The 21,149-nt window shown below is 67.9% G+C and carries 13 protein-coding genes; 3 read left to right on the top strand and 10 right to left on the bottom strand.

The genetic code is table 11. From position 1 onward, the window contains the following. Positions 1–515: 515 nt before the first annotated feature. The 10 genes from CAP40_RS08290 to CAP40_RS08245 all read right to left on the bottom strand — a co-directional run bounded on the left by CAP40_RS08290 (position 516) and on the right by CAP40_RS08245 (position 12,654). Entirely contained in the window at positions 516–1,550 is a 1,035-nt protein-coding gene (locus CAP40_RS08290) for a LacI family DNA-binding transcriptional regulator (protein WP_086128906.1), read from the bottom strand. 82 nt (positions 1,551–1,632) lie between these two features. Continuing rightward, positions 1,633–3,201: a carboxylesterase/lipase family protein gene (locus tag CAP40_RS08285; protein ID WP_086128905.1), complete on the bottom strand. Its 1,569-nt coding sequence runs from the start codon at positions 3,199–3,201 to the stop codon at positions 1,633–1,635. Continuing rightward, positions 3,198–4,526, bottom strand: a complete 1,329-nt coding sequence (locus CAP40_RS08280; RefSeq protein ID WP_086128904.1) for a methyl-accepting chemotaxis protein — start codon at positions 4,524–4,526, stop codon at positions 3,198–3,200. Before CAP40_RS08280 ends, CAP40_RS08285 begins: the two co-directional genes overlap by 4 nt. A gap of 45 nt (positions 4,527–4,571) precedes the next feature. Further along, a complete protein-coding gene (locus CAP40_RS08275; protein WP_086128903.1) occupies positions 4,572–5,579 on the bottom strand; it encodes a sugar kinase in 1,008 nt (335 codons plus the stop codon). Then, positions 5,576–6,331, bottom strand: coding sequence for a 2-dehydro-3-deoxy-D-gluconate 5-dehydrogenase KduD (gene kduD, locus CAP40_RS08270; RefSeq protein WP_086128902.1), 756 nt, complete (start codon positions 6,329–6,331; stop codon positions 5,576–5,578). Before kduD ends, CAP40_RS08275 begins: the two co-directional genes overlap by 4 nt. A 140-nt stretch (positions 6,332–6,471) precedes the next feature. After that, positions 6,472–7,314, bottom strand: a complete 843-nt coding sequence (kduI, locus tag CAP40_RS08265; RefSeq protein WP_086128901.1) for a 5-dehydro-4-deoxy-D-glucuronate isomerase — start codon at positions 7,312–7,314, stop codon at positions 6,472–6,474. Between the two features lie 15 nt (positions 7,315–7,329). Then, a complete protein-coding gene (gene uxaC / locus CAP40_RS08260) occupies positions 7,330–8,778 on the bottom strand; it encodes a glucuronate isomerase (RefSeq protein WP_086128900.1) in 1,449 nt (482 codons plus the stop codon). A gap of 16 nt (positions 8,779–8,794) precedes the next feature. Continuing rightward, positions 8,795–10,105 (bottom strand): MFS transporter, encoded by a 1,311-nt coding sequence (locus CAP40_RS08255; RefSeq protein WP_086129373.1) that lies wholly within the window; start codon positions 10,103–10,105, stop codon positions 8,795–8,797. Positions 10,106–10,149: 44 nt separating this feature from the next. Next, complete coding sequence (locus CAP40_RS08250; protein ID WP_306298555.1) at positions 10,150–10,953, bottom strand: 2-keto-4-pentenoate hydratase; 804 nt, start codon at positions 10,951–10,953, stop codon at positions 10,150–10,152. Between the two features lie 285 nt (positions 10,954–11,238). Then, on the bottom strand, positions 11,239–12,654 hold the full coding sequence (locus CAP40_RS08245) for a glycoside hydrolase family 28 protein (protein ID WP_256924079.1): 1,416 nt from the start codon (positions 12,652–12,654) through the stop codon (positions 11,239–11,241). Between the two features lie 198 nt (positions 12,655–12,852). Between CAP40_RS08245 and CAP40_RS08240 the strand changes: the two genes are divergently transcribed. From CAP40_RS08240 to CAP40_RS08230, 3 genes are all read left to right on the top strand, one after another. Continuing rightward, positions 12,853–16,620, top strand: a complete 3,768-nt coding sequence (locus CAP40_RS08240) for a LamG-like jellyroll fold domain-containing protein (RefSeq protein ID WP_086128898.1) — start codon at positions 12,853–12,855, stop codon at positions 16,618–16,620. A gap of 14 nt (positions 16,621–16,634) precedes the next feature. Next, entirely contained in the window at positions 16,635–18,119 is a 1,485-nt protein-coding gene (locus tag CAP40_RS08235; RefSeq protein WP_086128897.1) for a DUF885 family protein, read from the top strand. A gap of 112 nt (positions 18,120–18,231) precedes the next feature. After that, positions 18,232–21,111 carry a TonB-dependent receptor gene (locus CAP40_RS08230; RefSeq protein ID WP_086128896.1) on the top strand — a complete coding sequence of 960 codons (2,880 nt, stop codon included), beginning with the start codon at positions 18,232–18,234 and terminating at the stop codon, positions 21,109–21,111. The last annotated feature ends 38 nt before the right edge of the window (positions 21,112–21,149 follow it).

Genomic DNA, 21,149 nt, shown 5'->3' with positions numbered 1-21,149 from the left:
TTCTCGTCCACTTGGGCGCAAGCGTATTCAGCCACGCTTGTTCACCCTATTGATCGCGCTACCATTCCCGCGTGTCAACCGGTGTCATTGAACAAAATGTCACAATCGGGCGATTGCGGCATTTCAGCAACATCGGGGAAATGCCGCCGTGCAGCGCGGGTTTTCGGGGAGGTTTTGTGCGCCCGCCGGTGCGAGGCGCAGCAGCGATGTGTCCCATCGCCCAATCGACATTCAACATTCCCCTCCGGAGTAGAAGCGGGATACCTGTCTGAATATCGACCTAACCTGGCGCGAAGCGACATTCAGCTCTGTCCCTTCCATTCCCGGTGGCGAGGAACGGAAGTTCAATGTCGAAGCCTCTCCCTTCCGTCATGCTGAACTTGTTTCAGCATCCAATTCTCCACCCGCGATATCGCCAGTGGCACGTTGGACCCTGAAACAAGTTCAGGGTGACGAAGGAGGTTGGCTCGACGTGTTCCGGCCCGCCAAGCCCTTAGCTTGACTGTCGATTGGTCCTACACCTCGCGCGGTGGCGCGACCGAGGCGCGGTGGATCAGCGTCGAGGGGAAGAGCGACGGCTCCTCCACGGCATTGCCGTCGTCCCCGAAAAAGTCCGCCAGCAGCTTCAGCGCCGCCGAGCGCGCCATCGAGATGATCGGCCAGTGCACCGTGGTGAGCGGCGGCCAGATGTGCGAGGCGATCGCGGTATCGTCGAAGCCGACGATCGACAGGTCCTCGGGCACGCTCATGCCCCGGCGGCGCGCGGCATGGAGGGTGGCGGCCGCCATCTCGTCGTTCGAGGCGAAGATCGCGGTGGGGCGCGGCGACAGGTCGAGCAGCCGGTCGGCGGCGGCCAGCCCCGTCTCGAACGTGTAGTTGCCGTCGGCGATCAGGCTGCGCGGCAGCTTGATCCCCGCTTCCTCCAGCGCATTCTCGAAGCCCTTGCGGCGCTCGCGCGCGGAGCGGAAGCCGTGCGGGCCGGCGATCAGGCCGATGCGGCGATGGCCGAGCGAGATCAGGTGGTTCACCGCCTCGGTCACCACGTCGCAATCGTTCGAGGCGACCATGTGCTCGGACGCATCGAGCGTCGCCGATCCCATGCGGACATAGCGGATGCCGAGCTCGCGGCAGAGCTCCGCCACCATCTCGTTCTCGGAGACCGGCGGCAGGAACATCACGCCATAGAGGCGCTGGCGCTCGAGGAAGTTGCGCACGTCCTCGAGCATGGTCGAGCTGCCCCGGTCGATCGGGCGGACGATCAGCTCGAACTCGGTGTCGCGCATCGCCTCGAGCATGCCGGCCTGGACGTTCATCACCATCTGCGCGTTGGGATTGTCGTGGATCAGGCCGATCAGGAAGTTGCGGCGCAGCGCCAGCGCGCGCGCCTGGACATTGGGGACATAGCCCAGCTCGCTGATCACCCGCTCGACCTTCGCGCGCGTGTCGCCATTGAGCAGCGGCGAGCGATTGATCACTCGGCTGACGGTCTTCTTCGAGACGCCGGCGATACGGGCGACGTCGTTGATCGTGGGCTTTCCGGTTCTCTCCATCCCGCGAACATAATGGCTTGCAGGACAAAGCGATACGATATTATCGACCAGCCGAATTGGCCACCGGTATCACCTTGCCGGCTCAACTCCCCGGCTGGACGTACGGCACCCGGCTCCACAGCTCGCGCTCCCATTTGCGCGGGTCGCCGGCCAGGCGGCTGGGCGCGTCGAACAGCATCGTCGCGCGGCCGGGCAAGGCATAGGGCGTCCAGGCGGGCAGGCCCTTCGCCACCGGCCTGCCGGTGCGGGCAAGCGCGGCGAAGGCGCCCATCACCTGGCCGCTCAGCTTCCGCGCCGCCGGCCCGGTGCCGGTATAGGATCCCGGCGCATCGAGCGTGCCAAAGGCGAGCGCGATGTCCATCGTATGCGGCGCGCCGCGCTCGGGCCGGGTCGGCGACCGGAAATCGACCTGATAGACCCAGGTGGCCCTGGCCCCCGCCGCCGCCCGCGCATCCGCCTCGAGCCATTGGCCCGGCCAACTCCGGCCGGCGGTGGTGGCGCGGTAGAAGAGCTGCTCGGGCGTATCGGCCGGGAAATGCGTGCGATATTGGGCGACCACCCATTCGGGCAGCAGGTCCATGCGCAGCTCGGGCGCCATGCGCGCGGCCACATTGTCCCAGGTCAGCCCCCGCACCTTCTCCGAACCGGGATCGATGAAGGCCCGTGTCTCGTCATGCGTGTTGCCCAGGATCATCGGGATCGCCAGGCTCTGCGGATTGGCATCTGGCCAGAAGGGGTGGCGGGTGAGCCACTTCATGTCGAGCACCGGCCCGAAATAGACGGCGCCGCCCAGGATCGGGTCGGTCGCATCCAGCGCGTCGACCAGCTTCTCGACCGGCATGTCGAGCAGGGGCTGGAGGTCGCCCTCGCGCACGCCCAGCCTGGCGAGATAGGCCTGGGCCCGCTTCGTCGCGTTGAGCGGGCCCGATGCGGTCACCTGCTGCCCGCTCATCGTCGCCGCCGAATGGAACAGCCCCCTGGCCGCCGGCATGCCCATCAGCGTCGCGATCTTGGCGCCGCCGCCCGACTGGCCGAACACGAAGACACGGCGCGGATCGCCGCCGAACGCCGCGATATTGTCCCGTACCCATTGCAGCGCGAGGATCAGGTCGAGCTGGCCGAGGTTGCCGCTGTCCGCGAAGCGCGGATCGAAGCGGGCGAGATAGAGATAGCCGAGCGCGTTGAGCCGGTGATTGACCGTCACCACCACCACATCCTCGGCCGCCGCCAGCGTCGCGCCATCGTTCAGCGGCACGGTGACGGTGCCGTTCGAATAGGCGCCGCCATGGATGTAGAGCATCACCGGGCGCTTCGCCGTGTCACTGGGGTCGGGCGTCCAGATGTTGAGGAACAGGCAGTCCTCGGAAGCACGCTGGTCGCCCCTGCCCTGCGGGCAGATCGGGCCGAACGTATCGGCACGGAAATCGGTCACGCGCGCGGCCCGGCGCGGGGCGCGGAAGCGATCGGCCACGCCGTAGCGGATCCCCAGAAATGCCCAGGGACCGCCCTGGTCTTCGGAATGGCCCATGCTGAGGAAACGGCCTGCCGGCGCATCGACCACCATGCTCACCGGAGTCGCACGGGCCACCAGCGGCGCCGCCGCCAGCGCCATGCCGCCCGCCACTACCGAACGCCGCGTTACCCCGCTCATTGCCCTGCTCCCGTCATGATATGTCCCGTCGCCTCCTCGATCCGGCCCAGCGCCGCGTCGGTCAGCGCCACCTGGCGCCCCGCTTCCTCGGCCTCCCCGGCCAGCCGCCCCACTTGCAGGCTGATCGTCGCGATCAGCCCCGCGATCTCGCGCGAGGAGACGGCGGTCTCGTCGATCGAGGCCAGGATCCCCGCCACCGTGGCCATCTGCGTCTCCATCGCGCCCGACACGGCGCGAACGCGCGCGAGCAGTTCGGTGACGACGCCCAGAATCGCGCGGTTGGTCTCGGCCATCGCGCCGCTCGCGGCCTGGGCCTCGCGGATCGTCCGGGTGACGCCGCCGGTCGCATCCGCCGCCTGGTCCGCCAACGTGCGCACTTCCTGCGCGACCACCGCGAAGCCGCGCCCGCTGTCGCCCGCGCGCGCCGCCTCGATGCTGGCGTTCAGCGCGAGCAGCTTGGTCTGGTGCGCGATGCCGGAGATCAGCGTGACGACGCTCTCGATCCGCGCCGTGTTGGCGGAGAGGCTTTCGGCGCTCTCCTTGCCCTTGAGCGCGATGGCATCGGCATTGCCGGCGACTTCCGCGGCGGCGGACGCGTCCTCGCGAGCACGCTCATAGGCGGTGATGAGCGCCGCGGCGCTGCGCGCGGACTCGCCCATCGCGATCGCCGCCTGATCCGCCGCCGACGCCACCTCCGCTGCCGGCGCCCGCAGCCCGAGCAGTTCGGCTGCCGTGCGCTCGGTGAACCGGGCGATCTCGCGGCTCGCCCGTGCGGTGCTGGCGATCGATTCCGTAAGCTCGCCGCGGACCTCGGCCAGTTCGCGCCGCCGGGCGGCCTGGGCACGCAGCCGGGCGATCTGGCGCAGCCGGCTGGCGATGATCTCGAACTCGATCACCGCCAGCTTCTGCGTCGCGCGGGTCAGCCGTTCGAGCTGCCCGGGATCGCGGCTCAGCGCGAAGAACAGCGCATGGATGTGCATCTGCGCGACTAGCATCGACGCGGCGACGGTGGAGAATTCCAGGCCGTCCTCGGCGATACGATCGGCTTCCGCAGTGACTCGGTCGACCCAGGCCTGGTCGATCGGGCGCGAGAGCTTGGCGCGGGCATAGTCGACGCGGCTCTCGACCAGCGCGTCGGGCACCGCGCCACCCGCGCGTCGCTCGAGCAGTTCGCGCGCCACGCCCGCTATGTGCGGCTCGACGAGGCGCCAGGCTTCGGTCAGCTCGCGCTCGAAGCCCGCGTCTATCCCATAGACCGCGCGCAGCTGCGCGGCGTCACGCCCTTCCGGAGCCGCCTCGGCGGTGCCGGCGAAATTCTCCCCCATTGGCCGTCCTCACCCATGCCGGGGCGATGTTTCGCCTCCGGTCGATCATCGGCGAACGTCGAGCCCGCCTTCGTCGAACGCCGCCAGGTCCGCGCGCGTGAACAGGCTCGCGTCGCCAGGCAGCGAATGCTTGAGCGCGGTGAGCGCCAGGCCGGCCCGCGCGGCCGCCTTCGCATCGCCGCCGCTCTCGATCAGGCCGTGCAGCACGCCCGCGGCGAACGCATCGCCCGCGCCGATGCGGTCGACGATGCCGGCGATCAGCACCTCGTCGGTCTGGTAGCCGCCGGCCCGCGTGTCGACCCGCGCCGAGACGCGGTGGCTATCGGCATCGTCGACATGGCGTGCGGTGTTGGCGATCGTCTGTAGCTTCGGGAAAGCCGCGAACGCCGCTTCCGCCGCCTCGCGCCGGCGATCGGCGCCGTCGCCCGAGAATTGGCGCCCGAGCAGCAGCGAGATGTCGCGATGGTTGCCGAACAGCAGGTCGGCATGGCCGATCAGCCGGGTCAGCACCGCCTTGGGGTCGCTGTCCCAGCTCTCCCACAGCTTCGCGCGGTAATTGCCGTCGAACGAGACCGGGATGCCCCTGGCGGCGGCCGCTTCGGCTGCGGCGATCGCGGCGGCGGCGGTGTTGTGGCCGAGCGCCGGGGTGATGCCCGACAAGTGCAGCCGCGTCGCGCCGTCGAGCAGCGCGTCCCAGTCCCAGCGCTCCGCCGGGCGCCGGGCGAACACGGAATATGCGCGGTCATAGACGACTTCGGACGCGCGCAGCCCCGCGCCGGGCGTCAGGAAATACAGGCCGAGCCGGCCGGGCTCCGAAACCACGGTCGAAGTGTCGACGCCGCGCCGCCGCAGCTCGCCGATCACCGCGCCGCCCAGCGGATTGTCCGCCACCGCGGAGATCATCCGCACCTTGTGGCCAAGGCATGCCAGCCCCGTGGCAACGTTCGCCTCGGCCCCGCCGACATTCACGTCCAGCTTCGGCGTCTGGAGCAGCAGCTCGCGCCCCGGCGGCGAGAGCCGCAGCATCAGCTCGCCGAAAAAGGCAATGCTCATCGCGCCAGCCACCCGCCATCGACCGCCAGGATATGGCCCTGGACATAATCCGCGGCCGAAGAGGCGAGGAACACCGCCGCGCCGCCCATGTCCGTCGGATCGCCCCAGCGGCCGGCCGGGATGCGCTCCATGATCGAGCGGTTGCGATCCGCATCCGCCTGCAGTGCGGCCGTGTTGTTGGTGGCGATATAGCCCGGCGCGATCGCGTTCACGTTGATGCCCTTGGCCGCCCATTCGTTGGCGAGCAGCTTGGTCAGCCCGCCGATGCCCGATTTCGACGCAGTATAGCTCGGCACGCGGATACCGCCCTGGAAGGTGAGCATCGAGGCGATGTTGATGATCTTGCCCCGGCCCTGCGCCACCATGTGCTTCGCTGCCGCCTGGCAGAGGAAGAACACCGACTTCAGGTTGGTATCGACCACCGCGTCCCAATCCGCCTCGGTGAAATCCAGGCTGTCGGCACGGCGGATGATGCCCGCATTGTTGACCAGGATGTCGAGCCCGCCCAACTTGTCCACAGTTTCGTCCACAACCCTGTCCACAGGCGCAATGGTCGAGAGATCGGCCGAGACGATCTCCGCTCTGCGGCCCAGCGCGCGGACCTTCTCCACGGTTTCCTGCGCGGGCGTGCGGCCCACCGCGGCGATGTCGGCACCGGCCGCGGCGAGCGCCATCGCGATGCCCTGGCCGATGCCGGTATTGGCGCCGGTAACGACCGCGACGCGGCCCGAAAGGTCGAAGGGATTGGTCATTCAAAGCTCCCGTCCCTCGCCAATTTCGCTCCCCTTCCGCTTGCGGGAGGGGTCGGGGGAGGGCCTGAAATAACGGGAGGGCATCGCGTGGGTGCTACGCCCTCCCCCAGCCCCTCCCGCAAGCGGAAGGGGAGCAACAATTACGCCAGCTGGCAGATGTCCAGCACGTTCATGTCGGTATAGTCCTGGTTCTCGCCCGCCATCGCCCAGATGAACGCGTACGCTTTCGTACCGGCGCCCATATGGATCGACCAGGGCGGGCTGATCACTGCCTCCTCGTTCTGCATCACGATGTGCCGGGTCGCCTCCCCTTCACCCATGTAATGGAACACACGGTCCTTCTCGAGATTGTCGAGCTCGAAATAGAGATAGATCTCGCTACGGCGCTCATGGATGTGCGGCGGCATGGTGTTCCACACGCTGCCGGGCTTGAGCACCGTCAGGCCCATGACGAGCTGCGCGCTGTCGCACACGCCCGGGATGACGAGCTGATAGATCGAACGCTCGTTCGATTCCTCCAGCGTGCCGCGGTCCAGTCGGTTGGCGTCGGCGATGCCGAGCTTGCGGGTCTGGAAACCCTTATGCGCCGGGCACGAGACCAGGTAGAAGCGCGCGCCATCGCCCGAGAACTGCACGTCCCTGGCGCCCATCGTCACGTAGAGGCAGTCCTTGTTGCCCAGCGTGAAGGCTTCGCCGTCCACGGTCACGATGCCTTCGACGCCGCTGATGTTCACCACCGCCAGCTCGCGGCGCTCGAGGAACGGGTGCCCCGCCGCCGAGGCCGGCTCGGTCTGGTCGGGCAGCTTCACCGCGCCGCTGGCCACGGCGACGCCGCCGATCACCATGCGATCGGCATGGGTATAGTTGAGCACGCACTCGCCGTCGCGGAACAGGTCCGTGATCAGATAGCGGTCGCGCAGTTCCTCGTTCGAGACGCACTCCATCATGTCGGGGTGCGTGGCGTAATAGGTCCGGTCGAACATGGGGGCTCCGTTGGGTTAGGCAGCGGCGGCGACGGGCGCCGGCGCGGGTTGATCGAGCTTGTACGCCTTGCGCACCAGCCCGTTGGTAAGTTCGTGCGCCAGCTCCGCCGCCTCCCAGTCGAGCAGCCGCCCCTCGGCCACCAGCCGCGCGAGGAAGGCGCAGTCGACGCGCCGGGCGACGTCGTGCCGGGCGGGGATCGAAAGAAAGGCGCGGGTGTCGTCGTTGAAGCCGACGGTGTTGTAGAAGCCGGCGGTCTCGGTCACTTGCTCGCGGAAGCGGCGCATGCCCTCCGGCGAATCATGGAACCACCAGCTGGGCCCCAGCTTCAGGCAGGGATAATGGCCGGCCAGCGGCGCCAGCTCGCGGGAATAAACCGTCTCGTCGAGCGTGAAGAGGATGATCGAAAGGTCGGTCGAGGTGCCGAACCGGTCGAGCAGCGGCTTCAACGCATGGACATAGTCGGTGCGCATCGGGATGTCTGCGCCCTTGTCGCGGCCATGGCTCGCGAACAGCCCGCCATTGTGGTTGCGGAAGGAGCCCGGATGGATCTGCATCACCATCCCGTCCTCGACGCTCATCGCCGCCATTTCGGTCAGCATCTGGGCGCGGAACAGCTCGGCGTCCTGCGGGGTCCAGCGATCGGACAGGATGGTGCGGAACAGCCGCTCGGCCTCGTCCTTGCCCAGGTTCGCGGTCGCCGCGGTCGGGTGGCCATGATCGGTGGCGGTGGCACCGGCGGCACGGAAATCGGCGCGGCGCTTGCGATGGGCGGCGAGATAGCCGTCCCAGCTGTACACATCCTCGCCCGTCTTCTCGGCGAAGGCCCGCATCGCCCCCGCGAACTGCTCATGCTCGACGTCGATCACCGCATCGGGGCGATAAGTGGTGACGACCCGCCCGCCCCAGCCCGAGGCATGGATCGCATGATGCGGCGCCAGGTCGTCCTGCGGCCCCTCGGTGGTGGCGAGGAAGCCGATGTTGAAGCGGTCGAACAGCGCCCGCGGCCTGAACGTGTCGGTCGCCAGCTTCGCGTTGATCGTGTCGTAATAATGATCGGCGGTGCCGGCATCTAGCGCCACGTCGAAGCCGAACACCTCGCCGAACACATGCCCCAGCCACATCGCCGAGGGCGTGCCGCGGAAGAGGTGGGTGTGCCCGGCAAAGGTCCGCCAGGCTTCGCGCGGATCGGTCGCCGGCATGCCCGCCTTGCTGGGCACGCGCAGCGCATCCAGCGCCACGCCCTGCGAATAGAGCATGCGATAGATGTAATGGTCCGGCGAGAGCAGCAATTCGGTTGCGTTCGACCAATTGGCGTTGGTCGAGAACCAGGTCGGGTCGGTGTGCCCGTGCGGGCTGATGATCGGCAGCCCGGCCACTTCGGCATAGAGCGCGCGGGCAATCTCCCGCGTGCGGTCCTCGGCCGGGAACAGCCGGTCGGGATCGAGCTTCAGGGGCCGGGCCATCGTCCAGTCCTTTCCGTTACGCGACGTCGGCGCGCGCCAGGCGCGGCGAAAGCAGGTGGATCGAAAGCAGCGCCAGGAAATAGGCCGCACCCGCGACGATGAAGAGCGGCGCGTAGCTGCCGATCGCGTCGAGCACATAACCCGCGTACTTCGAGAAGACCATGCCGCCGATCGCGCCGACGGTGCCGCCGATCCCGATCACCGAGCCCACCGCGAAGCGCGGCACGGTGTCCGAGGGAATGGTGTAGAGCGTCGCCGAGAAGCTCTGGTGCGCCGCCGCGGCCACGCCGACCACGAACACGCTGAGCCAGAGATTGCCGTAGAAGGTGGTGAACATCACCGGCAGCACGAAACAGGCCGAGATCAGCATGGTGAGCTTGCGCGCCTTGTTGACGCTCATGCCGGTGCTCATCAGCTTGCCCGAGAGCCAGCCGCCCGCGACCGAACCGACATCGGAGATCAGATAGATCGCACCCAGCGCGATCGCCGCGGTCGGCGAATCCCAGCTGGTCAGGTTCAGGCCATATTCCTTGCCCAGCCAGCTCGGCAGCCAGAACAGGTAGAACCACCAGATCGGATCGATGAAGAACTTGCCGAGCGCGAAGGCCCAGGTCTCCCGGGTGCGGAGCAGCTTGCCCCACAGGTTCTTCACCTTCACTTCGGGATCGGCCGGATCCTGGGTGATATAGGCCAGCTCCGCCGCACCCACCTTGGGGTGGTCCGCCGGCTTGTCGCGGAAGATGGCGAGCCAGGCGACCAGCCAGATCACGCCGAAGATGCCGGTGATCACGAAGGTCATGCGCCAGCCGAAGGCGGGCACCATCGCCCAGATCAGCAGCGGCGTCAGGATCGCGCCGACGTTCGACCCCGCATTGAACAGGCCCACCGCGAAGGCGCGCTCCTTGGCCGGGAACCAGTCCGCGACCGTCTTCACGCCGGCCGGGAAATTGCCCGATTCGCCGATGCCCAGGCCGAAGCGGGCCAGGGTGAACTGCATGACGGTGTGCACGCCGCCATGCGCTACGTGCGCGATCGTCCAGATCACCACCGCGATGGCATAGCCGAAGCGCGCGCCGATCGCGTCCACCACCTTGCCGAAGGCGAGATAGCCGATCGCATAGGCGGCCTGGAAGTAGAAGACGATGTTGGCATAGTCGGTCTCGGTCCAGCCGAGCTCCTTCGACAGGTCGGGCTTGAGCACCGCGATCATCTGCCGGTCGACATAGTTGATCGCGGTGGCGGCGAAGAGCAGCCCCACGATCACCCAGCGATAGCGCCCGACGCGCGAAACCGCGCCGGAGACTGCCGCCTCTCCCTTACTCGCCATCATCCTCTCCCTCGTCTCTCTTATCGCGTTCTGGCGACTCGTTCTCAGGCGTCGTGGATGCCGACGATACGGCACCGGACGCTGTAGTCATTCGCGAACCGCGCCTCCACCAGTTCGCCGACGCGGACGGGGTGGACGCCCGTGACCGCGCCGGTGGAGATCCACTGGCCCGGCGCGAGCGGCAGCTGCCGGTTGGCGGCAAGCTCGAACAGGAAGCGGACGGCGCCGAACGGGCCGTCGAGCATGGTGCTCGCGGTCGCCTCGCCGGCCACTTCATCTTCGATTGTTAGCGCTACCGGCCACTCGAGGAAATCCGTGCCGCGCGGAATTTCCGCGCCGATCACCAGGCCGTTGTTGTTGCCGAAATCCGAGACGGTCACGGCGGGGCCGTGCGCGTTGATTCCGGCAAAGGGCGAGCTGGCGACCTCGATGCCGACATGGACGGCGTCGACATATTCGGCGACTTCGGCATTGGTCCATGGCCGGTCGAAATCCGCGGGCAGCGCGCCCAGGCGGAGCAGATATTCGGCCTCGCCCGCGGCGAAGCCCCGCTCGAACACCGGCATCTCCGGCACTTCGCCATTGGCCGCGATCACCACCGAATCGGCGAAGATCGGCCCGGTCAGCCGGTTGGTGCCATAGGTCGCGTCGAGCGGCGCGGGGATCTTGCCCACTTTCCATCCCGCGATCCGGTCGCCGAACAGCGCGATCGCGCGCTCCTGGATGCCATAGGCTTCCTCGAGCGTGCCCGGCAGTTCGCCGGGATAGTCGGTCAGTGCATTTCCTGCCTGTCGGGCCGCAACAAATGCTTGGGCGATGGCCTCGGCCGGTTCCCGTCCTTCGATCAACTTGAAATTCCCCATGTTCCCGTCGCGTGAGGGCCGCCCGCCACGTTCGGCCCGCGCACGCGCAAGCCGTCGCCCGACATCGCCGTCCCATCCCGCTTCGCCTGCCCGGGAACCGCTCGCCTCCTGCGGTCCACGGGCGATGGGAGAAGACAGGCCGGAACCGGTGCCGGGCCATGTCGAGTAACTTGCGCGCGATCTCCTCTCCGAAGTCCTGCGTCCGGCTTTGCGCGGTTCCGCAGGTGTCGCGCTGATGCTACCGGTGTCAGATCGGCGCGTCAACGCACCTCAGGCGAGATGATCGACCAACGCGCCGTTCACCCTCACATTTTCCAGCCTCAGCCCCTCGGTATGCCGGATCACGCTGGGCTGGGTGACGCCGTCGAAGCTGCAGTCGCGCAGGGTGATCCCGGTCACCGGCGCGCCGGCCAGGCCCTGGCTGTCGAGCACCCGCACCGCATTCTTGGCCCGCAACCGCTCGATCACGACGTTGCGCAGCTTCGGCACGAACGGTCCGGCGGCGCCTTCCTCATAGTTGAAGTCGCAGGTCACCGCGGCGCGGCCCACCTGGCCCACCTCCAGGTTGCGATAGTGGAAATTCTCGAGCAGCCCGCCGCGCAGCGCGTTGTTCTTGAAGCGGATCGCATACCAGAGATCGGGCGAGTCCATCACGCAATCCTCGGCGAAGATCCAGCGCGCCCCGCCCGAGATCTGCGATCCGACGACTACGCCGCCATGCCCAGCCTTCATCCGGCAATTGCGGATCAGGATGTTCTGCGCGGGCGCGGCCAGGCGGCGGCCATCGGCATTGCGCCCGGAATTGACTGCGATGCAATCGTCGCCGGTGTCGAAGGCGCAGCGCTCGATCAGCGCGCCGTCGACCGATTCGGGATCGCAGCCGTCATTGTTCGGCCCGTGCCCCATTATGTCGAGCCCGCGCACGATCAGGTTGCGGCAGAGCACCGGATGCACCTGCCAGAAGGGTGCGCCGCGCAGGCGCACGCCCTCGATCAGCACATTCTCGCAGGCATAGGGCTGGACGAAGGCCGGGCGCAGGAAGTCGCCGTCCCCGAACACGCGCTTCTCCACCGGCACCTTGTCCTCGGCCATCCGGAACAGCCGCGCCCGCGCCTTGCGCTGGTCCGGCATGCCTTCGCGCCAGCCATGGTCGGTCGCGCCGCCCCAGGGGCCCTTCCATGCCCACCAGTGCCGGGCGCCGCCCTGCCCGTCGAGGATGCCCGCGCCGGTGAGCGCGATGTTCCGCTGCCCGCGCGCATAGACGAGCGGCGAATAGTTCATCAGCTCGATGCCTTCCCAGCGGGTGAAGACGATCGGATAATGGGCGGGATCGGTGCTGAAGAGCAGAGTCGCGTCGCGGGTGACGTGCAGGTTCACGTTGGACTTGAGATGCACCGCCCCGGTGAGGAAGCGCCCGGCCGGCACCACCACGCGGCCCCCGCCCGCAGCGGCGCACGCCGCGATGGCGGCGGCGATCGCTTCGGTGTTGAGCGTCGTCCCGTCGCCCTTCGCCCCGAACCGAGTGACGTCAAAGTCGCGCGCGGGGAAGATCGGCGCTCGCACGGCCCGCGCGATCGCGTCGGCGCGCGCCCAGGGGTCGGGGTCGGCCGCCAAGGCTAGTCGCGGCGCGAGCCCGAACGCGGCTCCCGCGCCGATATTGCGCAGCATGTCGCGGCGTACGATCATCGCCCTCTCCCCAATCTTGCCCCGGTTTTCCGCGGCGGCCGTTCCTGACACCGGTCACCAGAAGGCTGTCGCGCTTATGCTTCCCCGTCAAGCGGACACGCCCGCGAAACGAGAAAGATATTGTCACCGGTGTCAAGCATCGCCATGCTTGACGGAAGAGGCGGCGCAGACCGTCCTGTTCGTTCAGAGAGGCACGCCATGATCCGCACGTCCACCAGCATCGCCCTGGCCTGGGCGCTCGCGCTCGCCGCGAACCCCGCCGCGGCGCAGGGTACGGACGATCGCCTGCTCTTCCGCGCCTCGGGCGACAGCGGCGGCACGGCCGAGAAGGCCGGCGGCGACGCGGTCCCCAATTTCCAGACCAAGGTGACCAACGTGCCCGACGGCGCGATCGGCGGCGCCTTCCGCTGGGCCGATGACGGCTACATCGCCTGGAACGCGCCGGGCAACATCCAGGCGCAGCGCGGCACCCTCTCCTTCTTCTGGCGCTCGCGCGAGCCGGTGGGCGAGGCGCCCTTCGTGATCTTCCGCGTCGGCTATGCCGATCATTCGAGCTGGGACATGGCGTTCCTGCGCATCGACTGGAACGGCCATGGCTTCGACGCCTTCGTGACCGACGCGAACCTCTCGCGCGTCCGCGTCTCGTTCAGGCTGCCCGCCAATCCCGCGCCCGATGCCTGGCAGCACATCGCCTTCGCCTGGGACGAGAGCGTCGGCGTGCGGCTCTTCGTCGATGGCCGGGAAGTCGCGCGCAAGGACCAGAAGGCCGATCTCGATACCGGGCTCGACCAGTTCGGCATGGCCGGCCGCGTGATGGCGCCGCACCAGGTGCAGAGCCGCTACAATTTCATGCGCGGCAGCGACCTGGACGAGATCCGCGTCTATGATCGCATGCTCGACCCAGCCGGCATCGCCGCGCTCGCCGCCAAGGCCGAGCCCGCCTCCGTCCCGGCTGCCGACGAGGCGGGCAAGCGCGCCGCCTGGCTCCACCGCTTCGGCTGGGACGCCGCTTCCCCGCCGGTGCTCGCCGACAAGGTCACCGGCGTCCGCAAGGTAGAGTTCGCCGATGCGAAGGACCTGAAGGAATGGATGTGGAAGGGCGTGGACGGCATCGCCGAGACGACCTGGCCCGGCGTCTATAATCGTTCCAGGCTCCCCGGCCGCGACGATTATTTCGAGCTGCCCGACTGGAACGTCTATGTCGAAGGCGGCAAGACCTACACGCTGACCGTTCCCGCCGGCGAGAAGTTCAACCGCGTCGAGATCCGCGGCGCCGCCCATGGCGCGCTCGATTACAGCGCGGATGGCGCCGGCTTCCGCAACCTCGCGCAACGCCCCCGGGGCGTCGTCCGCAGCGTCACGTCTCTCGGCACCGCGCAAGGCGGCACGCTCCGCTTCACCAATGGGATGCAGGAGCAGCCGATCCAGGAAATCTGGGCCTATGACATCGGCCCGGCCAAGGAGCCCGAAGGAAGCTTCAAGCTCAGCTACACGGTGAATGCCCAGGTCTCCGCCGATCTCGCCGCGCTCACCCCGCTGAACAAGTTCATTCGCGGCCGCTATCCCGGCTACGAGCGCAACACCGTGCTCGCCCTGCCCCCCGGCGCCGGTTCGGCCGCGGCCGGCGCGGGCAGCGCCGCCGCGACCGGCGCCGCCGCGCATGTCGAGGGGGCGATGCCGATCGTCCATATCCTGATCCCTTCGGGCTTCGGCGACGCCTTCCCCGGCCGCGCGCTTGCCCGTGCCTGGAATTACGGCTGGGAGAACGGCCGCGACGGGCTCGACGGCATCGCGATCGACCTTCCCGCGCTCAAGGCGACTCCCGGCAAGGACGGGCTGATTCCGCTGAACATCCGGGTGAAGGACCCGATCTGGCCGGGCCGTGACATGATCGACCTGTCGGTCTCGGTCCGACCCGGCGAGGCACGCACGCTCTGGCTCGACCTGCGCGACCGCATCCTCACCAACGACAGCCTCTATCTCGCCATTGCCTCCGCCGCCCCCGATTTCGGCCCGGCCGCGCTCGACGGCATGAACATCCGCCTGGTGTTCAAGGACCGCGCCGCCGCGCTCCCCGAGCATATCGCCGACCGGTTCAACCAGGTGAAGGACAATTGGGGCTTCCTGGTCGAGGAGCACACCGCCTCGAAGCGCGCCGCCATGTATGCCCGCGTCTTCGCCGATGCGAGCGACCTGCTCCGCATCGATCCCGATCATGTCGAGGGCCGCCGCTATTGGGCGGACATCAGCTATGGCGCCCAGAACCTGCCCGCGTTCAAGCAGCCGGAAGCCCCCGCCGGCGTGCCGCTCTGGGCCTTCCGTCAGCTCGAGGATCTGAAGATCACCCGCCAGTTCGTGAACTGGTGGATCGACAATCGCCAGGTGCCGTACGGCGATTTCGGCGGCGGCATTTCCGACGATACCGACCTGACCCAGCAATGGCCGGGCCTGGCGCTGATGGGCGTCGACCCCGACAAGATCAATGGCTCGCTGCGTGCGCTGTCCGAGGCGGTGTACAAGAACGGCATGATGGTGAACGGCCTGGGCCATATCACCACCGACGAGCTCCACGCCTATGAGGAAGGCATGAACTCGGATGCCGAGCGGCTCTATCTCAACTGGGGCGAGCCGCGCGCGGTCGAGCGGCTGATGGCGACGGTGAAGGCGCTCAAGACCATCATCCTCCCCAACCCGGCCGGCCATCTCCACTTCGCGAGCAACTGGTACGGTGCGCGGAAGATATACCGCGAGGGGCCGTTCGAATGGCAGAAGCCCTATAGCTTCGTCGTCCTCCACGCGCCGACGCTGATCGGCCTCTATAACGGCAATCCCGATGCACGCGGCCTGGTCACCGGCGTCACCGACGGCCTGCTCGCCCATGGCAAGCGAGACGCGAAGGGCAATTGGAGCTGGCCGAACGAAATCAACTGGCGCACCGATGCCGAGCGCGCCGGCGATGGCGGCGGCGCTTCCACCCCGCTTCAGGCGGCCTGGGCCGCTTATCGCTTCAGCGGCGACGCGAAATACCTGGCCCCGATCCTCGCCCGGGCGGGCAAGAGCGGCCCCGCCTCGGTGCAGGACATCAACGAGAACGCGGTCAGGCTGCTCGGCGCCGACAAGGACTGGTCGAGGACGCTCGTCGACAGGGCGAAGAAGGGCGGCGCCTTCGAGCAATGGGCCGCATGGGACGCGACCGGCGACACCGGATATCTGGAATCGCTCCACGCCGCGGCGATCGCGGACAAGGCGCAGCGCCAATATATGTATACCGAAGGCCATTGGTGGTCCGACCGGGTCGACCAGCCGAACGAGATCCTTCAGCGCGAGCGGCTGGGCGGCATCGCCCTGCGCCGCAACCAGACCTGGCCGGGCAATGCGGTGAGCTGGCGCTTCGACGACCCCGAGGGCGCGCTGAAGACGGCGATCCTGGTGCCCGGCGCAACGCCGACCCATTTCAAGGTGATCGCCTACAACACCGGCGATACGCCGCAGGCCGCCGAGATGAGCACCTGGAACATTGCCGCCGGCGAATGGGAGATGGTGACGAACGGCACCACCACCGCGCTCCATCTCGAACGCAGCGCCGCGACCCGGGTAACCTTCGCACCGCATGCGACGACCGAGATCGAATTCACCCTGAAGACACCGGGCGAGGACGTCGCCACGCGCCCGGACCTGGGCATCGGCAGCGACGATGTCGCGGTGAAGGGCGGCAAGCTCGCGGTTACCGTCCACAGCCTCGGCGCGAAGGATGCGGCCGGCGGCACGCTCACGATCGAGGACGCGTCGGGCAAGCCGCTCGCCACCGCGCCGATCCCCGCCCTCGCCGCCCCGCTCGACCTCGTCCCCAGGGCCATAACCGTGACGCTCGACCTCCCCAGGGGCGCGGCGCGCGTCCGCGTGGCGCTTCCCGGCGACGCCCCCGAAGTGACCCGGCGCAACAATGTGGTGCAGCTGCCCCGCTGAACCGGAGGACCGCGATGCACCGCCGCCAGTTCCTCGCCGCCGCCGGTGTCGCCGCGCTTCCCCGCGCCGCGCTGGCCGCGCCGAACCGCGACGCCGATCTCCGCGCCGCGCTCGACGGCCTGGCGAAGCTGGGTACGCCCGCCGCCAGGCTCGCGCAGCTGAGGGGCTTCGATCCGGCGTCGCTCTCGCCCTCGGCCCGGATCGATCTGGAAACGGTGCGCGCCGGCCTCGCCGTCGATGCCGCGCTGCTCCGCAACCTGCCCGTGGGCCGGCTGGGCCGCTCGCCCTATGTCGTCGCTCCGAATGCCGGCGCCTGGCGCGAAAAGGCACCTGATCCCCATCATATCGAAGCCGAGAATGCGCGGATCGCAGCGGATGCCCGGCGCGGCGTGATCCTGCCGGCGCCACTGCTCGAAAAGACCCGTTCCGGCATTGCCGCCGCCGCCGACAAGGCGACGGGTCCCGCCGCGGCGGCGCTCGCCGGCCAGGCCCGGCTGCTCGGGGAGCTCGCCCCCCGCGCGCCGCGGGAGCCTGGCACCAGCCGCTTCCCCGGCGGCGCCCGCTATTTCGCGCTGCTGCTCGAGCGCCATTACGGCGCCGCCATCGCCCCGGCCGAGGCGCATCACCAGATGCTCGTCGTGGCGGAAGCGCTCACGGCCCGCGCCGATGCCGTGCTCAGGCGCCTGGGCTATTCCCAGGGTTCGGTCGGCGCCCGGATCAGCGCCGCGTTCAAGGATCCCCGCTTCCTCTACAGCGACGACGATGCCGGGCGGAATCGCGCGGTGGCCGATATGAACGCGGCGCTCGCCACCGTCCCCGCGCGCCTGCCCGCGCTGTTCGGGCCGTTGCCGCCCGAATGCCTGAACGTATCGGCGCTGCGGATGACGCCGCAGGAAGAGGCCGAGGGCAAGCAGGGCTATCGCACCATCCCCGCCCCCGGCATGGCGGGCGCTTATTTCCCCGACCTGGCGCGCATCCGCGACCGTCCTTCCTGGACGTTGCCCGCCGTCGTCCATCACGAGCTGCTGCCCGGACACATGATCCAGCTGCCCATCGAGGCGGCCGCGAACCCGCATCCGCTACGCATCGAATATGCCCCCACCTTCGCCGAGGGCTGGGCGATCTATGCCGAGCAACTGATGGCGGCCCAGGGCGCCTTTGCCGGCAACGACCATGCACTGCTCGGCCATCTGCACTGGCTGCTGTTCCGGATTGGCCGCGGACTAGTTGACACCGGTGTCCACATCGGACAAGAAACGCTGGCACAGACGAGCAGCAAGCTCGCGACATTGCAGGGAGAGGCGGCTTATTTCGCGCCGATGGCGCAGGATATCGAGCGAATCTGCATTGAACCCGCCATGCGCGCCGCGGAGGCGCTCACTTGGCTCGGGCTGACCCGTCTGGGGTCCATAGCGCAGCGCAACGGACCGGAATCGCTCAGGAAATTTCATCGCAGGCTGCTCGCCGACGGGCGCAGGCGCTTCGCGATGATCGGATAGCGGCGGGCAAGAGCCGGCCAAAAGCAACAGAGAGCTGGCGCAAGCCGGCCGGAATGCCGGGCGAGCCGCGGAGACGGCGCGGCCCGGAAACACTGATCATGGGAGAATTGGGATGCGTAAAGGGATTTTGAGGCGGAATCTGTGGTGCGCCGGCGTTTCGCTGGCCGTGATCGCCGCCACCGGCATCGTGACCCCGGCGCTGGCGCAGGAGGCGCAGGACACGCAGGCCGCACCCGCCGCCACCGGCGTGCAGGAGCAGGACCAGGGCACCGACGGCGCCATTGTTGTCACCGGTTTCCGCCAATCGCTCCAAAAGGCGCTCAACCTGAAGCGCGAGTCGGTATCGTCGGTCGACGCGATCGTCGCCGAGGACATCGCCAAGTTTCCCGACCAGAATCTCGCGGAATCGCTCCAGCGCATCCCTGGCATCTCGATCCAGCGCGACGCCGGCGAGGGCCGCGCGATCACCGTGCGCGGTCTCAGCGCGCAATTCACCCGCGTCCGCCTCAACGGTCTCGAGACGGTCGCCACTTCCACCGACGGCGCCTCGGCCAATCGCGACCGGGCATTCGACTTCAATGTCTTCGCTTCCGAACTGTTCACTTCGCTGGTCGTGCACAAGACCGCCGAAGCATCGCTCGATGAAGGTTCGCTGGGCGCGGTGGTCGATCTGAACACCGGCAACCCGCTCGCCGGCAAGGCCGGTTTCACCTTCGTCGGATCGGCCCAGGGCAGCTACAACGACCTGTCCAAGAACTGGGGCCCGCGCGCGGCCGGCCTGCTCTCGTGGAAGTCGCCCGACGGCACGCTCGGCGCCTCGGTCTCGGCCGCCTATTCGAAGACGGACAATGTCGAGCTCGGCAACAATTCGGTGCGCTGGGCCCAGGCCGCGTTCGATTCGGTCAACGGCACGCCGTGCTTCGCCACGCCCAATGCCGGCACCGGCTGGCTGGGCAATGCCGCCTGCACCAAGGCCGCCCTCGCCTTCCATCCGCGCATCCCGCGCTACGGCATCGTCGGGCATGATCGCGAGCGGCTCGGCGTGACCGGCAGCGTCCAATGGGCGCCGAGCGACGCCACCAAGATCTCGATCGACGGCCTCTATTCGCGGTTCAAGGAAACCCGTGAGGAGAAGTGGCTGGAGGTGCTGGCCCGCTCGAACGAGCGCGCGATGGACATCGTGAACCCGGTCTATGATGCCAACAACAACATGATCTCGGCGACGATCAACGACGCCTGGGTTCGTACCGAACATTATCTGCGCAAGTCCGACACCGAATTCTACCAGCTCGGCGGCACCTGGGACCAGGATCTCGGCGACAGCTTCCGCTTCACCCTGCTCGGCGGCTTCTCCAAGTCGAACGCCGACATCCCGGTCGAGACCACGCTGATCCTCGACGATCGCGACGCACAGAATTATCGCTACGACTATACGGACATGAAGCGCCCGGTGCTCACCTTCGGCACCAGCGTGACCGATCCCGCGAACTTCCAGCTCGCCGAGATCCGCGACCGTCCGTCGAACGTCACCAACAAGTTCCGCACCGCGCAGTTGCGCACCGAATGGGATGTGACCGAGGGCTTCCAGATCAAGTCGGGCGCGATGTATCGCCGCTTCGATTACGAGGTGAAGGCGTTCCAGCGCGATACAGCGGTGTGCGGCAATGGCGGCCTGGACCTGGTACTGCGCACGATCACCTGCTCGCCCAGCTCGGCCTTCGGGCCGAGCGCGGTCTATGGTTTCCAGGCCACGCCGGCGCTGACGGAGCTGGTCAATCTCGGCAATGCCGGTCAGCCGGCGGGCACCACCACCAGCTGGGTGGTCGCGAACATCGATGCGGCCGCCAAATATACCGGCCTCTACAATCGCGCGCTGGCGCTCGACGTCGGCAACAACCGCTCCGTCATCGAGGAAGTGAAGGGCGGCTATCTCCAGTTCGACGCCAAGGGAGAGCTGCTCGGGCTGCGCTACGCGCTCAACGCCGGCATCCGCTATGCCTCGACCTCGCAGACCGCCACCGGCATCAACGGCACCACGCCGGTCACGCTGAAGCGGACCTATGGCGACTGGCTGCCGGCGGCCAACCTCGCCCTGTTCCCGACGGAGAAGCTCATCCTGCGCGCCGCCATCGCCGATGTGATGACGCGCCCGACGCTGGGCAGCCTGACGCCGGGCGGTTCGGCGGACGGTTTCAACTATCGGGTCAATTTCGGCAACCCGAACCTCGACCCCTATCGCGCCACGTCCTACGACCTCGCGGCCGAATGGTATTTCGCGCCGCAGTCGATCTTCTCCGTCGCCCTGTTCAAGAAGGACGTGAAGAGCTTCCCGGTCAGCCGGACCCTCACCGAGCAGACCTTCCTGTCGACCGGCCTTCCCGCCAATGTGCTCGCGGCATCCTCGCCAGCGTTCCTGGATCAGGCCAGGCTCGCCATGCCGATCTGGACGGTGGTGACCACGATCAACGGCACCGGCGCTTCGCTCAAGGGCGCCGAAATCGCGATCCAGGCGCCGTTCCGCTTCCTGCCGGGCTTCCTCAAGAACTTCGGCGGCATCGCGAACGCGACGTTCATCGATTCGACCGCGACCTATATGCAGTCGGCGCCGGGGACCGCGGTCAGCGCCACCGGCACGATCGCGCTGCCGAACCAGCCCTTCAAGTCCACGCTCTACGGCGTGTCGAAACGGGCGTTCAACGCGACGCTCTATTATGAGGACAAGAAGTTCAGCGCACGCGCCTCGGTCAGCTATCGCGGGCCCTATGTCGATGCCGGCTCGGGCACCGGCAACGTGTTCGAAGGCTATAACGCGATCACCAATGTCGACGCCTCGGTCCGCTACAAGCTCACCGACTGGATCGAGCTGTCGGTCGAGGGCACCAACCTCACCGATGCCTATCGCGACCGCTACACCGACACCGCGGCGAACCGGAACTACGAATATAATCATTTCGGCCGCACGATCCTGTTCGGGGCGCGCCTGAAACTCTGATCGCCTCCGCGATCCCTGGGGGCCGTCGCATCCTTCGG

The organism is Sphingomonas sp. IBVSS2 (assembly GCF_002127225.1).
GTDB lineage: Bacteria > Pseudomonadota > Alphaproteobacteria > Sphingomonadales > Sphingomonadaceae > Sphingomonas.
Note: the sequence above shows the minus strand (reverse complement) of the source record. Positions and strands in the feature narration are given on the sequence as shown.

Coding starts and splice junctions, on each gene's coding strand:
- CAP40_RS08290 (WP_086128906.1), bottom strand. CDS start 1,550: ATGGAGAGAACCGGAAAGCCCACGATCAACGACGTCGCCCGTATCGCC.
- CAP40_RS08285 (WP_086128905.1), bottom strand. CDS start 3,201: ATGAGCGGGGTAACGCGGCGTTCGGTAGTGGCGGGCGGCATGGCGCTG.
- CAP40_RS08280 (WP_086128904.1), bottom strand. CDS start 4,526: ATGGGGGAGAATTTCGCCGGCACCGCCGAGGCGGCTCCGGAAGGGCGT.
- CAP40_RS08275 (WP_086128903.1), bottom strand. CDS start 5,579: ATGAGCATTGCCTTTTTCGGCGAGCTGATGCTGCGGCTCTCGCCGCCG.
- kduD (WP_086128902.1), bottom strand. CDS start 6,331: ATGACCAATCCCTTCGACCTTTCGGGCCGCGTCGCGGTCGTTACCGGC.
- kduI (WP_086128901.1), bottom strand. CDS start 7,314: ATGTTCGACCGGACCTATTACGCCACGCACCCCGACATGATGGAGTGC.
- uxaC (WP_086128900.1), bottom strand. CDS start 8,778: ATGGCCCGGCCCCTGAAGCTCGATCCCGACCGGCTGTTCCCGGCCGAG.
- CAP40_RS08255 (WP_086129373.1), bottom strand. CDS start 10,105: ATGGCGAGTAAGGGAGAGGCGGCAGTCTCCGGCGCGGTTTCGCGCGTC.
- CAP40_RS08245 (WP_256924079.1), bottom strand. CDS start 12,654: ATGATCGTACGCCGCGACATGCTGCGCAATATCGGCGCGGGAGCCGCG.
- CAP40_RS08240 (WP_086128898.1), top strand. CDS start 12,853: ATGATCCGCACGTCCACCAGCATCGCCCTGGCCTGGGCGCTCGCGCTC.
- CAP40_RS08235 (WP_086128897.1), top strand. CDS start 16,635: ATGCACCGCCGCCAGTTCCTCGCCGCCGCCGGTGTCGCCGCGCTTCCC.
- CAP40_RS08230 (WP_086128896.1), top strand. CDS start 18,232: ATGCGTAAAGGGATTTTGAGGCGGAATCTGTGGTGCGCCGGCGTTTCG.